We start from the raw sequence: 13,825 nt of genomic DNA, 5'->3' as shown, positions 1-13,825 counted from the left end.
GAGAGCTACTTTTATTTTGAAAAGTAAACACTCCTTCATATATGAGGAGGTGAATACCAAGGATTATTCAAATATAATGAAAACATTTTTAGGAGGGGAATTACTTGAAGCGTAAAAGAAAAAATGGTTGGTTTCGTCTACTAAGTATGGCTATGATTGCTTTCTTAATCGTGCCAATGATGTTTCCTAGCATCAGCTCTGCTAGTAATAAAGGTGTAAATACCTCTGTAGCAAAGTCAGCTAGTGAAGTAGCAGAAAACAAAATAAGCAAAACATTAACGAAAGAATTTAAAAAAGAAGAACAAGTAACATTTTTAGTGAAATTCAAAGAAAAAGCTGATCCTCAAAAATCAGCACAAAAAGCAGAAAAAGCTGCAGCTGCTCAAAAACAGTCTGCTGCTCAAGCAAAATATATGAAACGCTCAGCTATTGTTTCAGATATGAGAACAGTGGCAATTGAATCACAAGATACTGTGCTTTCTTACCTTGAAAAACAAGAAAAGAAAGGAAACGCCAAAGAAGTTCAATCTTTCTTTATCGTAAATGCGGTTGCTGTTACAGCGACTAAAGATGTAATGGAACAAATCGCCACTTTCCCTGAAGTGGAAAAAATTCTACCAAATGAAACAAGAAAGCTACATACACCAACGGTAGAAGAGCAAGCAAAAGCGGAAGAAGCTGGTAAGATCAATAATATTGAATGGAATATTGATCATATCGGAGCACCTGCTGTGTGGGAAATGGGCATAGACGGTTCAGGTACAGTTGTCGCTTCCATTGACACAGGTGTTCAATGGAATCACCCAGCATTAAAAGAGAAATATCGTGGGTATGATCCTGCTAATCCAGAATCACCAGATCATGAGTACAATTTCTTCGACGCTGTGAGTGGCAATGAAGAATCTTATGATGACCACGGTCACGGTACACATGTAACGGGTACTATGGTTGGTTCTGAGCCAGACGGTGGCAACCAAATTGGTGTTGCACCCGGCGCAGAATGGATTGCTGCTAAAGCATTAGATGCTGGCGGTAGCGGTTCTGATGCTCAATTAATTGCAGCTGGTGAGTGGATTTTAGCTCCTACAGATGCTGAAGGTAATCCAAACCCAGCAATGGCGCCAGATGTGGTTAACAATTCATGGGGCGGCGGTCCTGGAATCGATGATTGGTATAGAGAAGTAGTTCAAGCATGGCGTGCTGCTGAAATCTTCCCTGAATTCTCTGCAGGAAATACAACTTTATTTAATCCAGGTGGTCCTGGTTCAGTTGCGAATCCTGGTAACTTACCAGAAGCGTACACAACTGGAGCAACGGACATCAATGATAACCTAGGAAGCTTTTCATTATTAGGACCTTCCCCTTATGGAGGAATTATTAAACCAGATATTTCAGCTCCTGGTGTAAATATCCGCTCATCGGTACCTGGCAGTGGATATGAAGGTGGCTGGAACGGAACTTCCATGGCAGGTCCGCATGTTGCAGCTGTTGCTGCTCTTCTTCGACAAGTGAATGCAAGTTTAACTGTTGAAGATATGGAAGAAATTATTTCTTCTACTGCGATACCTTTAACAAATGAAACATATACAGAAGTACCTAACAATGGCTTCGGTAATGGATTAGTAAACGCTTACGATGCTGTTAACTCTATCTTAGATGGATTGGGGACAATTAAGGGTACTGTCGCTAAAGATGGCGAAGATGAAGAAGCGCCAACATTAGAACATGAAGCAATTGAAGAAACTTATGCTGGTATGGATTTACCATTAGAAGTTTCAGCTGCTGACAATGTAAGTGTAACAAATGTAACCGTTGAATATACAGCTGCTGATGGAAGCACAAAAACAGTTACAGCTGCACGTGACAGTGGGGATTACAAATCTGGCACGTATAGTACAGTTATTCCAGGAGATGACATTGCTGAACCTTCTGTCTCCTATAAATTCATTGTGACTGACTTCGGTGGAAACACAGTTGAAAGTGACATGTATGAGGTATCTGTATTGCCTGGTATTACAGTTGGCTATTCAACAGACTTTGAATCAACTCCAGCTGGCTGGACTTCTTCTGGCGCCGCTAATAACTGGGAGTGGGGTGTACCGACTACAGGGCCTGAAAGTGCTTTCTCTGGAGAAAAAGTATTTGCAACTGGCTTAGACAGTCAATATGCAAGTAATGCAAACATGACACTTGTTATGCCTCCGATCGATTTACCAGAAGGAAATAGCTTTTTACAATTTAAACAATGGTATAACATTGAAAATAATTATGATTATGGCCATGTTTTCGTCTCAACAGACCAAGAAAATTGGACTCAACTTGCTAGATATACTAATCTTTCAAATGATTGGGTTGATGGCCAGGTTGATTTAAGTGAATATGCAGGTCAAAGAATTTATATCGGCTTTAACTTAACAACTGATGGTTCTGTAACCAGACCTGGTTGGTACATTGATGATGTTGCATTAACAGACACACCACTTGAAACTGCGAAAACTGGAAAAGTTACATTAGAAAAGAAAGATGCGAAAACTGAAGCAAAAAAAGACGCGAAACCAGTAAACGCTGATAAGATCCAACCTAATACTGAAAATGCTACAGTTGAAAAAGGATCTGACAAAAAAGCAACTCCTATGTCTTTACCACTTGGTGCAAAGGTGAGTGTCCTTGAATCAGGTAGATCTGTAAATACGAACCCTGCTGATGGTTCTTACCAATTAGTACACGCGGCTGGAGAATTTACTCTTTTAGCAGAAACATATGGATTTGCTTCAGAAACGCAAACCGTAAATGTTGAAGCAGATGGAGAAGCAGTTGCAAACTTCGTCTTAGATGAACTACCGCAAGGAACAATTAACGGTTCCGTAACAAATGAAAGAACTGGTGAACCAATTACTGGAGCAACTATCCTGCTTGTTGAGGATGCAAAAGTAACACCAGTTACAACAGATGAAAATGGTAACTATTCAATTACGGCTTATGAAGGTGAATACACTCTACGTGTAATGGCTAACTCTTATTCAAGTAAAGATGTGACGGTTACACTTGATGAAGAAAACGTGGAAGTAAATATCGAACTAAAACCATTCATCGGTTTTGAAGGTGAAATTGGCTATGATGATGGTACAGCTGAAAACGCACGTGCATTCTATGATGCTGGCAATGGCTGGGGTGTTCGTATGAGTCTTGAAGAGGGTCAAGAATCTGCAATGGTTACTGGCGGTTTATTCCGATTCTGGGATACATCTTTTCCAACACCTGGTGGAACAGATTTCCAAGTTGCGATTTATGATGCAACAGACAATGGTACCCCTGGTGAAAAACTAGCTGGACCTATTGATGCAACAGCATTAAGAAATGGTGAATGGACACATGTCGATCTTGCCACTGAAGGTGTAACAGTAGATGGTGATTTCTTCATGGTTTATATTCAAACAGACCCTAACCCTAATGCTCCTGGATTAGGAACAGATGAGAATGGAGATAACGCTGGACGAAGCTTCCAATTAGTTGGTGGCGCTTGGTCAGCTTCACCTGCTGCTGAAGGAAACTATATGATTCGTGCGGTAGTAAACTATGAATTAACATCACCAACTATTACTTCCCCAGCTGATGGAAGTTATACTAATGAAGAAACAGTAACTGTGGAAGGTTCAACACAACCAAATGTGGATGTTAAAGTGTACAATGGTGATGAAGAAGCTGGAACAACAACTGCTAGTGCAGAGGGTGAATTCAGCTTAGATGTTGAATTAAATGAAGGTGAAAATGTCTTAACTGCTACAGGTGTAAGCGAGGTTGGTGAAACGGATCCTTCAGAGCCAGTGACAATTACATTAGATCAAGAAGCTCCATCACTTGCTATTACTAGTCCTGAAGATGGTTCGAAAACAAATAAAGAAGCGGTGACTGTAGAAGGAACGGTTTCTGATGACCACTTAGATACTGTTACAGTAAATGGCCAAAATGCAAATGTATCTGATGGTACATTCTCAAAACGTATTTTATTAGATGAAGGTACAAACGAAATTACAGTTGTTGCTACTGACGAAGCGGGTAACTCTTCGACTGAAACTGTAACAATTGAAGCCAAATACTCAAGCCTTGATATTGAAAACCTTCAACCAGGAGAAGATAAAGAATTAGCCGCTGGTCAAACAGTGAAAATTGAATTTGACAGTGAGCCAGGCTTAAAAGCAACATTTGCATTAAAAATGCCTTTAACAAACTTACGTGCACAAACCACAAACGTTAATGACCTACCAATTATGGAAACATCTCCAGGTCATTATGTTGGTTATTATACTGCAACCTCTAATGTTGTAGCTCCTGGTGCAGAGATTGAAGTCACTGTTAAAGATAGCTTTGGCAATAAAGCGACTGAAATCGCTGAAGGAAAACTTTATATTAATGCACCAATAGATTAATTATTTGCCCAAATGAAATAAAAAGAGGGAGATGCCTTTATTGGCATCCCCTCTTTTTATTTAGCAATTATCTAAAACAAGCAGCTCCAACGATGATTAAAAGGATGAATAATACAACGATCAGTGCAAAACCGCCACCGAAACCGCCACATCCGCCACCGTATCCGTAACCGCCATAACAACCGCAGCCTCCACCGTAACCATACATAAAAAGATCTCCTCCTATTTTTTATATTTACCCTTTATCCCAAAACCATTAGGTGATTAGCAGCAGCCACCGTATCCCCAAGAAGCTCCAATAATCACTAACAAAATAAATAAAACAACTAGGAGTGCAAAGCCTCCACCGTATCCAAATCCTTCTGACATTTGAATAACCTCCTTTATCTTGATTCTATATATCCTATTCAACTAACCTAATATGTGCGATAGTCAAATGCACATTTTTAGGGCAAATAACTATAGGCTTATCCAAGAGGAGTGTATTTTCTGTCTCTCGAACCCCTTCATCCAACTCTTACCGGTTAATATATAAATTGCTCGACTTTCTCTTCTGGTTTACGTTCTGAATGCCGGGCAAACCTATTTTGCGAAGCACTCACTCTTCGGTTTCCTTCTGAATGACTTGCTAACCCCTTTTGTGAAACTCTCATTCACCGATTTCCTTCTGAGTGAACTGCTAATCCCTTTTGCAAAGCACTCACTCTTCGGTTTCCTTCTGAGGGACTTGCTAACCCCTTTTGCGAAGCACTCATTCACCGATTTTCTTCTGAGTGACCTGCTAATCCCTTTTGCGAGGCACTCATTTATCAATTTTCTTCTGAGTGACCTGCTAATTCTTTTTGCGAAGCTCTCACTCTTCGGTTTCCTTCTGAATGACTTGCTAACCCCTTTTGCGAAGCACTCACTTCTCGGTTTCCTTCTGAGTGACCTGCTAATCCCTTTTGCGAGGCACTCACTCTTCGGTTTCCTTCTGAGTGACCTGCTAATCCCTTTTGCGAAGCACTCACTCTTCGGTTTCCTTCTGAATGACTTGCTAACCCCTTTTGCGAGGCACTCACTCTTCGGTTTCCTTCTGAGGGACTTGCTAACCCCTTTTGCGAAGCACTCACTCTTCGTTTTCCTTCTGAGGGACTTGCTAACCCCTTTTGCGAAGCACTCATTCACCGATTTTCTTCTGAGTGACCTGCAAATCCCTTTTGCGAAGCACTCACTCTTCGGTTTCCTTCTGAGGGACTTGCTAACCCCTTTTGCGAAGCGCTCATTTATCAATTTCCTTCTGAGTGACCTGCTAATCCCTTTTACGAAGCACTCACTCTTCGGTTTCCTTTTGAAGGACTTGCTAATCCCTTTTGCAGAGCACTCACTCTTCGATTTCCTGCTGAGTGAACTACTAATCCCTTTTGCAAAGCACTCACTCTTCGTTTTCCTTCTGAGTGACCTGCTAATCCCTTTTACGAAGCACTCACTCTTCGGTTTCCTTCTGAGGGACTTGCTAACCCCTTTTGCGAAGCACTCATTCACCGATTTTCTTCTGAATAGCGCATGTCCATTCCGCTCGACGTTTCCTAATTTTTCCATACCCTCTGAATGCAGCGCATGTTTAATATTAAGCTAACAATATATAAGTTATGTATGCACCTATGAAGCTATCTTCCTTTTCTCCTGAGAACCGTGATTCTCCCTATTGAGACGCTCCTTTTTTGCCCACCCCCTCTATCTCAGTGACTGAGACCACATTTTAAGTGAACCAACATAAAAAGCCACAGAAACAAGAGCTGTGGCTTTCAGAGTGTAGACAAACTCCTTTTTCAAAAATTCATTTGAAGAAAAAGGAGCTTTGTTTCTTTTTTAGTTATATTGTTGTTACGTAACAACAACATATATTGATGGGGTAGTAATTATAGAAAACGTTATTTAAGAATTTCTTTCCTTTGGCACAAGTTGATAAATTTCACCTGTTTCAAAACTATTCACTAATCGCCCTAGCCAATCATAATAATTTAGGGCCTCATGTAATTTTGTTACATCTTCACGAGCTGCTGCTAAAACCTCTTCTGGGGCATTTTCCTCTTCTATTAATAAATTGATTTCCTTTAATGATTTCTCGATTGCGGAAATATTCATGGAAATACTCGGTCTCCACTTCGTTGTAAAAAGATCAACAAAAGTTTGATGCCAATCTTCTTCAGCTTGATACTGATCTTTTCTTGACCCTTTTCTCCATACTTTTTCCACCATTTTTAATTCTAATAAATTTCTTACAGAGGTACTCATACTGGTTTTACTCATACCTAATTCTTCTTTCATTTCATCTAACGTCATTGGTTTTGCTTGAAAATATAATAAACCATATAACCTACCTACAGATGGTGTTATCCCGTAAAGATTCATATTTTGAGAAATGGTTTCAATTACTCTTTCTCTGGCTTTGTCTAACCTTTCTTCATACATTGTTTCATCATCACACCCATTTTTATTTCATTGATATTTATTATTGTTCATTATAGTTAACTAAAACTTGTCATGTCGAGAAATTTATAATTTTAGCTTATCATTTTTTCCTCCTATGTAAAGAAAGCACATCAATTGGAATATCGAGCATTCAAGAGCATTTATAAGAATTCACTGTATACAGTTCGTACAGTTTTTACTGTACAAACTATATTATAGAATATGCTCATATATGAACTTTGCTCTTATTTCTTTAAACTCCTACAATTAAGGAGGTCGTAATTCACAGGAAAATAGAACGAGGATTCATAATTAAGAATGATGGAAATTGTCTCATTTTGTAGTTTTTGTTACAAAATAATTAATAATATAACGGTTTGATTCCATATATTTCACAAAGTAGGTAAATACAAAAAGTACCTAATAAGAAAAAACCATTTTTTCATTCGAATATGATCCAAATCCTGTAAAAACAAACATATACAAGTTAAACGAGGTGAAACAATGGATGAGAGAGCAAAAAAAATTAGCGTGAGTCAAGTATCAAAAATATTTGGCAAAAACACTAAAAAGGCCACTCAACTGTTAAATGAGGGTCAAAGTAAAAATGAAATTCTTAAACAGACCGGTGCAACCATTGGTGTTAACCAAGCCAATTTTGATGTTTATGATAGTGAAATCTTCGTCATAATGGGACTTTCTGGTAGTGGTAAATCTACATTAGTAAGAACCCTCAACCGACTCATCGAACCAACAACTGGAGACATTTTTATTGATGGAAAGAACATTACAAAAATGTCCAAGGACGAACTAAGAGAAACTCGAAGAAAGAAAATAAGCATGGTTTTTCAAAAGTTTGCCCTACTCCCCCATCGTACCATTCTAGAAAATACAGAATATGGCTTAGAAATTCAAGGAATGGCCAAGGATAACCGTAAACAAAAAGCACTTGATGCATTAAAACTTGTTGGACTTGAAGGTTATGAGAATCAATATCCTGATCAACTAAGTGGTGGTATGCAACAGCGTGTTGGGTTAGCAAGAGCTTTAGCAAATGATACGGATATTTTATTAATGGATGAAGCTTTTAGCGCTCTTGACCCGTTAATTCGAAAAGATATGCAAGATGAACTCCTTGATTTACAAAGCTCGATGGCAAAAACGATTGTCTTCATTACACATGACTTAGATGAAGCGCTAAGAATCGGGGATAGAATTGCGTTGATGAAAGATGGTGCCATTGTACAAATTGGTACACCTGAAGAGATTCTGATGAACCCATCTAATCAATATGTTGAAAGATTCGTTGAAGATGTGGATTTATCGAAAGTACTTACAGCTCAACATGTAATGAAGAGAGCGGAAACCGTACAGGTAGATAAAGGGCCAAGAGTAGCCCTACAACTAATGAAGAAACTAGGTATTTCAAGTATTTATGCTGTTGATAAAAAGAAAAATATTCGCGGTATTGTCCATGCAACAGCAGCAAAAGAAGCAGTTGATTCAGGAAAAACCATCGAAGAGATATTAGATACAAGTTATCAAACAGTAACGGAAGATACCGTACTTACAGATCTCTTTGATATTGTTTCTACTGCCTCCATTCCTGTAGCTGTGGTAAACGAAAATGGCCGCTTGAACGGTATTCTCGTTCGTGGTGCGGTAATTGCTGCACTCGCAGGCAATAACGATGCCATTAATGATTTTGAACATGATACGAGTACAACTCAAGATCAATCTATTAAGGAGGTGTACTAATCATGGAAGAAAGCTTTATTCCTAAAATTCCCGTCGCTAGCTGGATAGATGCCTTTGTAGATTGGCTGACTGTTACTTTTGCGATTGTATTTGACGGTATTACAATTGCACTTGAAGCGATTGTAAATGGTATGAATACAGTGTTAATGGCTATCCCAGCATTGATTTTAATCATTATTTTAGCAATCCTCGCGTGGAAATTGGCTAGCAAGGGCATTGCTCTTTTCACATTGATTGGACTGTTATTAATACAAAATCTCGGCTATTGGGAAGGTATGTTACAAACCCTATCCCTTGTCTTAACATCGGTTATTATTACCGTCATTATTGGACTACCAATAGGTGTTTGGGCTTCACAAAAAAGAACTGTGCAACAAATTGTTACACCCATTCTTGACTTTATGCAGACTATGCCGGCATTCGTTTATTTAATTCCAGCTATATTCTTCTTTAGTATTGGGGTTGTACCAGGTGTAGTTGCCTCTGTTATTTTTGCCGTACCACCAACTATCCGTTTAACCATTCTTGGGATTCAACAAGTCCCTACCGATATTATTGAAGCAACTGAAGCTTTTGGATCAACTGTAAAACAACGATTACTAAAGGTACAACTACCGTTAGCAACACCTACGATTATGGCGGGTATAAACCAAAGTATTATGCTTTCTTTATCAATGGTTGTTATCGCATCAATGGTTGGTGCGCCAGGTTTAGGTGCGGATGTTTATCGTGCAGTAACACAGATTCAAATTGGTACAGGTTTTGAAGCAGGTCTTGCGATTGTCGTTATGGCTATTATCCTTGACAGGCTTACTCAAAATATAGGAAAGAAAAAAAACTAGGAGGACTTTAACATGAAGAAAAAATGGCTATCTTACTTAATGGTTCCAGCTGTCGCATTAGGCTTAGCAGCATGTGGATCAAATGAAACCGACGAAAATGCAACTGTAGGAGATCAGGTTGATCACGAAATTATCGGTATCGATCCTGGTGCAGGCATTATGAAGGCGGCAAATTCAACACTTGAAGAATATGAATTAAGTGATTGGACTTTAGTTGAAGGCTCTAGTGCGGCAATGACAGCTTCATTGAAAAAGGCTTATAATGCTGAAGAACCTATTATTATTACAGGCTGGAGTCCACATTGGATGTTCTCACAATTTGATCTAAAATATTTAGAAGACCCTAAAGGTACTTTTGGAGAAGAGGAAAATATCAATACAATCGTTAGAAATGGTCTAGCTGAAGACAAACCAAGCGCTTATCAAGTATTAGATGCTTTCAATTGGACTGAAGAACACATGAATGATGTGATGGTGAAGATTTCGGAAGGACAAGATCCTGCAGAAGCAGCGGCTGAATGGGTTGAGAATAACCAAGACCTCGTATCTGAATGGACTGATGGTGTTGATTCAGTTGATGGTGAAAAACTTAGCTTAGGCTATGTTGCTTGGGATACTGAAATCGCAAGTACGAATGTTATCAGTAAAGTTTTGACTGATTTAGGTTACGATGTGAATATTAGTCAAGTTGAGGCGGGTCCAATGTGGACTGGTGTTGCTGAAGGTAGTCTTGATGCCCATGTTGCTGGATGGTTACCTTTAACTCATGCTGATTATTATGAGAAATTTGAAGGTAAATTTGAAGATCTAGGTTCTAACTTAGAAGGAACGAAATTAGGAATAGTTGTACCTGAATATATGGATATTGATTCTATTGAAGATTTAAAAACAGCTGAATAAATGAATGCAAAACAGCAGTGAGTTAAGGCTCACTGCTGTTTTTTTACCCACTATTACGCTTCTTTTTTATGATTTTCCGTTTTAATATCCATACCTAATTGCTCAATGCTTTGTTTAATATTAGATTTGCCTGAGAAATTTTCGATTAATTCCTTAATATCCAAGCCTGACGATGCCTTCACAGATTCTTGCATTGTTGTCATTAAGTCAGTGGCATAGCCTGTCACTTTATTCGCTCCACCTTTTGCTCCACTACCAGTATCTACAACTGTAATTTTATCAATATTAGAAAGAGGACTTGCCACTTCTTTCGCGTATGCTGGTAACATTTGAATAACCATATCCATAATCGCCGCATGCCCGTACTGCTCAAATGCCTCAGCGATTTTCCTTTTTGCTTCTGCTTCTGCTAAACCTTTCAAGCGTATAATTTCTGCTTCTGACTCACCTTGTGCCTTTTGTGCTTCTGCTTTGGCTAACCCATCTGCACGTACCCTTTCTGCTTCTGCACGCGCCTCTGATTCTATTCGATATTGATGCGCATCTGCTTGGGCAATTTGTTTCCGTTTTTCAGCTTCTGCTGACTGTTCCACTGAATAACGATCTGCGTCTGCCTTTTTCTTGACTTCGGAATCATACTGTCTTTCTCTTCGTAGTATTTCCTTTTCTTCTAATTCAATCGATTTCTGTCTTTCAATAATTTTTATTTGCATTTCTTGCTCTGTTACTTCTTGTTTAGCTCTCGCTGTTTCTAAATCATAGGCTTGGTCAGCACGTGCCTTAGCGATATCTTGATCACGACGATAATCCGCCATTTTCATTTGATTCTCTTTTTCTGCCTCAGCGATTTCCGTCGCTCTTTCTAATTCTGCTTTTTGTGCATCTTTATCGGCTTCTGCTCGCTTTATTCGCGTTTCTTTTTCTGCTTCTGCCGTAGCAATGTCTGCATCTCTTCTCACCTGTGCAATCCTCGGTTTACCTAATGAATCCAGATAGCCATTTTTATCTCTTACATCTTTGATAGTAAATGAAACGATAATTAAACCCATTTTCGCTAAGTCTTGTGAAGCGACACGCTGAACTTCTTGTGAAAATTTATCACGGTTTTTGTAAATTTCTTCAACTGTCATTGAACCAAGTATTGAGCGTAAATGACCTTCTAATACTTCTTTCGCTTCATTTTCACGATCTTCTTTCGTTTTACCTAAGAATTGTTCTGCCGCAGTCGCAATTTCACCAATCGAGCCACCAATCTTAATAATAGCCGTTCCATCTGCCATAACAGGTACACCTTGTTCGGTATATACTTCTGGAGTTGAGACTTCTAATTTGCTTGATAATAAGCTAAGAGGCTCTGCTTGCTGGAAAACAGGTAATACAAACGCTCCTCCACCCCGAATAATTTTAATACGATTACCTGCTTCATCAACATGTACATTCTTACTGCCCAAATAACTACCTGTCACAATTAAAGCTTCATCTGGTCCAGCAGTACGATATTTCGTAACAAAAATTCCTAATAGCGCAACAATTAAAACCGCTACAATTCCAATAACAATCCATATTAAAAGCATAAGTTTCTCCTCCTTTATATCTGTTCATGTGTCGTAACAATGACTCGACTTTCTTTTACCTCAATGACTAATACTTTTTCGCCATTAGCGATTGCCTGCCCATTAAGGCTTTCAGCTGTTTTAGAAATTCTACCTGAATAGCTCTCAATCAATACTTCACCATAGCCCTTTTCTGGGATTGGAATGATAATAACTCCTACCCGTCCCCTTAACGAGTCTTCTGAATAGACAAGCGATTCTTCAGCAGATGACATTGGAACAAGTATAAACACATTTAATAGTACGGAAAAAATAAAGGCAATAATTACAGAGATTAATGCAATGAGAATACTATTCAACGAAGTTAATACTTCAAATAAATAACCACTTGCTGATAAAAAGACGATAAAGGCAAGTATTAATATTGGATTAAGAAAAGGACTAGCTTCCTCTATTCCACCTAATACATCCCCAAAAAAGAATAAAAGAATAATTAGTACACCTGAGATAATCAACGCATACAAATACAGTGTTTCAACGGATAGGTTAAAAACTTCCATCATCATCATCCTTGTTTTCTATACTTTTCCTTTCTTTCACACAAATTCACACTCCCCCTCGTATAAAAATAGGTTGTAACATACATACGAATGAGCGGGCGATAGGTTTCAAATATTTCATTATTTGTCATGATTTTCTTCCATCTGAATATGTTGAATATAGAATAGGAGGGAACTGTTTGACACGTCAAGAAAGGAATAGAAAGCAACATTTTAATTTAGATAAATTACTGATTCTTCTCATAACACTTATGATTACTGCTATTACATCCCTTTACTTTTATAGTAGAAGTATCATTGTTATTGAAGCACCTAAGACTGATTATGGCGAGAAAATTGTTGTTCAACTACCTTCAGGACAAAAAGTGTTTACCTATGAAAAATTAGTAGTAAAGAAGGATGGTAAGCTAATATATCAAGGGGAACATCAAACAATCGCATTGACTGGTGGTAAAATTAAATATGAGGACTGGGATTGACAACAGGTGTCATCGTCATTTACGATAAGCAAAAATCATGAGAAAGGGGCATCAGAATGAGACAAGTGAGAAGAGCTTATCATACGATTAATGCTAAATTGGCATTAATGTTTAAGAAACAAAACAAGTTCTTTCATCCCAGCTTTCAAAAAATTGCTCATAGAGGTGCTGCCGGAACATGTCCAGAGAATACCATGATTGCTTTTGAGCGTGCGCTTCAATTAGGTGCTGACATGATTGAATTAGATATCCAGTTAACTAAAGACCGACAAATCGTTGTCATACATGATGCAACAATTGATCGAACTACAAATGGGACAGGTAAAGTATCTGATTATACATATGAAGAGTTATGCCAATTTGATGCCGGAAGTTGGTTCTCTCCAACATTCCAAGGTGAAAAAATTCCATTACTCAAAGATGTATTGAATAAATATTACAATCAGATAGGTGTTTTAATTGAATTAAAAAAGCCTGAAAAAAACCCAGGCATTGAAAGCTTACTACATTCTTTACTTATGCAATATTCTACTGATTCAATCATAATTCAGTCTTTCAACCTCGACTCACTAAGGAAGATAAAAACGCTCATGCCCTCGGTGAAATTGGCCTTATTAGTCAATTACCCCCTTCAAACTAAAGACATAAAAAGAATAGCACAGGAATTCGATTATGTGAGTTTGAAGTGGACAATGGTTAACAAAAAAGTGATGTCCGCAATAAAACAAGCTCAATTACGAACAATTATCTGGACAATTAATACTAAAAAACAATTAGCTAGTGTAAGGTGTTGGGATATAGACGCAATTGTCACTGATCATTTACAGTTATTAGCTAAAAGTGAGGAGTAAA

General features: G+C 38.3%; 12 protein-coding genes and 1 pseudogene. 6 read left to right on the top strand and 7 right to left on the bottom strand.

Features of this window, described 5'->3' with window-relative positions:
* Nucleotides 1–104: 104 nt before the first annotated feature.
* Nucleotides 105–4,427 (top strand): S8 family peptidase, encoded by a 4,323-nt coding sequence (locus U9M49_RS01445; protein ID WP_095369739.1) that lies wholly within the window; start codon nucleotides 105–107, stop codon nucleotides 4,425–4,427.
* A 67-nt stretch (nucleotides 4,428–4,494) separates the two neighbouring features.
* On the opposite strand, the pseudogene U9M49_RS01440 reads toward U9M49_RS01445, so the two are convergent.
* The 5 genes and pseudogenes from U9M49_RS01440 to U9M49_RS01420 form a co-directional block, all read right to left on the bottom strand.
* Nucleotides 4,495–4,575 (bottom strand): annotated as a pseudogene (locus U9M49_RS01440) (YjcZ family sporulation protein); the annotation flags it as partial.
* Nucleotides 4,576–4,691: 116 nt separating this feature from the next.
* Nucleotides 4,692–4,796 carry a YjcZ family sporulation protein gene (locus U9M49_RS01435; RefSeq protein ID WP_095369741.1) on the bottom strand — a complete coding sequence of 35 codons (105 nt, stop codon included), beginning with the start codon at nucleotides 4,794–4,796 and terminating at the stop codon, nucleotides 4,692–4,694.
* A gap of 155 nt (nucleotides 4,797–4,951) precedes the next feature.
* The gene (locus U9M49_RS01430) at nucleotides 4,952–5,080 is read right to left on the bottom strand and encodes a hypothetical protein (protein WP_322909188.1); all 129 of its coding nucleotides are present in this window, start codon (nucleotides 5,078–5,080) and stop codon (nucleotides 4,952–4,954) included.
* A gap of 156 nt (nucleotides 5,081–5,236) precedes the next feature.
* On the bottom strand, nucleotides 5,237–5,590 hold the full coding sequence (locus U9M49_RS01425) for a hypothetical protein (protein WP_322909187.1): 354 nt from the start codon (nucleotides 5,588–5,590) through the stop codon (nucleotides 5,237–5,239).
* A gap of 754 nt (nucleotides 5,591–6,344) precedes the next feature.
* On the bottom strand, nucleotides 6,345–6,881 hold the full coding sequence (locus U9M49_RS01420; protein WP_095369743.1) for a GbsR/MarR family transcriptional regulator: 537 nt from the start codon (nucleotides 6,879–6,881) through the stop codon (nucleotides 6,345–6,347).
* A 504-nt stretch (nucleotides 6,882–7,385) separates the two neighbouring features.
* On the opposite strand from U9M49_RS01420, the gene U9M49_RS01415 reads away from it, so the two are divergent.
* The 3 genes from U9M49_RS01415 to U9M49_RS01405 are packed head-to-tail and all read left to right on the top strand — an operon-like array spanning nucleotide 7,386 to nucleotide 10,381.
* Nucleotides 7,386–8,639: a quaternary amine ABC transporter ATP-binding protein gene (locus U9M49_RS01415; RefSeq protein WP_095369744.1), complete on the top strand. Its 1,254-nt coding sequence runs from the start codon at nucleotides 7,386–7,388 to the stop codon at nucleotides 8,637–8,639.
* Nucleotides 8,640–8,641: 2 nt separating this feature from the next.
* Nucleotides 8,642–9,481 (top strand): ABC transporter permease, encoded by an 840-nt coding sequence (locus U9M49_RS01410; protein WP_095369745.1) that lies wholly within the window; start codon nucleotides 8,642–8,644, stop codon nucleotides 9,479–9,481.
* Between the two features lie 12 nt (nucleotides 9,482–9,493).
* Entirely contained in the window at nucleotides 9,494–10,381 is an 888-nt protein-coding gene (locus U9M49_RS01405; RefSeq protein WP_095369746.1) for a glycine betaine ABC transporter substrate-binding protein, read from the top strand.
* 53 nt (nucleotides 10,382–10,434) lie between these two features.
* Here U9M49_RS01405 and U9M49_RS01400 read toward each other — a convergent pair whose 3' ends face one another.
* Nucleotides 10,435–11,955 (bottom strand): flotillin family protein, encoded by a 1,521-nt coding sequence (locus U9M49_RS01400; RefSeq protein ID WP_095369747.1) that lies wholly within the window; start codon nucleotides 11,953–11,955, stop codon nucleotides 10,435–10,437.
* Nucleotides 11,956–11,969: 14 nt separating this feature from the next.
* Nucleotides 11,970–12,494 (bottom strand): hypothetical protein, encoded by a 525-nt coding sequence (locus U9M49_RS01395; RefSeq protein ID WP_322909186.1) that lies wholly within the window; start codon nucleotides 12,492–12,494, stop codon nucleotides 11,970–11,972.
* A 179-nt stretch (nucleotides 12,495–12,673) separates the two neighbouring features.
* Between U9M49_RS01395 and U9M49_RS01390 the strand changes: the two genes are divergently transcribed.
* A complete protein-coding gene (locus U9M49_RS01390) occupies nucleotides 12,674–12,973 on the top strand; it encodes a hypothetical protein (protein WP_095369749.1) in 300 nt (99 codons plus the stop codon).
* Nucleotides 12,974–13,029: 56 nt separating this feature from the next.
* On the top strand, nucleotides 13,030–13,824 hold the full coding sequence (locus U9M49_RS01385; protein WP_095369750.1) for a glycerophosphodiester phosphodiesterase: 795 nt from the start codon (nucleotides 13,030–13,032) through the stop codon (nucleotides 13,822–13,824).
* Nucleotide 13,825 lies beyond the last annotated feature (1 nt).

Origin of the sequence: Cytobacillus sp. OWB-43, from assembly GCF_034651445.1 — a bacterium.
Taxonomy (GTDB): Bacteria; Bacillota; Bacilli; order Bacillales; family Cytobacillaceae; genus Cytobacillus; species Cytobacillus kochii.
Note: the sequence above shows the minus strand (reverse complement) of the source record. Positions and strands in the feature narration are given on the sequence as shown.

Bases quoted from the DNA above. Each gene is read 5' to 3' on its own strand.
- U9M49_RS01435 (WP_095369741.1), bottom strand. From the start codon at position 4,796: ATGTCAGAAGGATTTGGATACGGTGGAGGCTTTGCACTCCTAGTTGTT.
- U9M49_RS01430 (WP_322909188.1), bottom strand. From the start codon at position 5,080: ATGAGAGTTTCACAAAAGGGGTTAGCAAGTCATTCAGAAGGAAACCGA.
- U9M49_RS01425 (WP_322909187.1), bottom strand. From the start codon at position 5,590: ATGAGTGCTTCGCAAAAGGGGTTAGCAAGTCCCTCAGAAGGAAAACGA.
- U9M49_RS01420 (WP_095369743.1), bottom strand. From the start codon at position 6,881: ATGTATGAAGAAAGGTTAGACAAAGCCAGAGAAAGAGTAATTGAAACC.
- U9M49_RS01415 (WP_095369744.1), top strand. From the start codon at position 7,386: ATGGATGAGAGAGCAAAAAAAATTAGCGTGAGTCAAGTATCAAAAATA.
- U9M49_RS01410 (WP_095369745.1), top strand. From the start codon at position 8,642: ATGGAAGAAAGCTTTATTCCTAAAATTCCCGTCGCTAGCTGGATAGAT.
- U9M49_RS01405 (WP_095369746.1), top strand. From the start codon at position 9,494: ATGAAGAAAAAATGGCTATCTTACTTAATGGTTCCAGCTGTCGCATTA.
- U9M49_RS01400 (WP_095369747.1), bottom strand. From the start codon at position 11,955: ATGCTTTTAATATGGATTGTTATTGGAATTGTAGCGGTTTTAATTGTT.
- U9M49_RS01395 (WP_322909186.1), bottom strand. From the start codon at position 12,494: ATGGAAGTTTTTAACCTATCCGTTGAAACACTGTATTTGTATGCGTTG.
- U9M49_RS01385 (WP_095369750.1), top strand. From the start codon at position 13,030: ATGAGACAAGTGAGAAGAGCTTATCATACGATTAATGCTAAATTGGCA.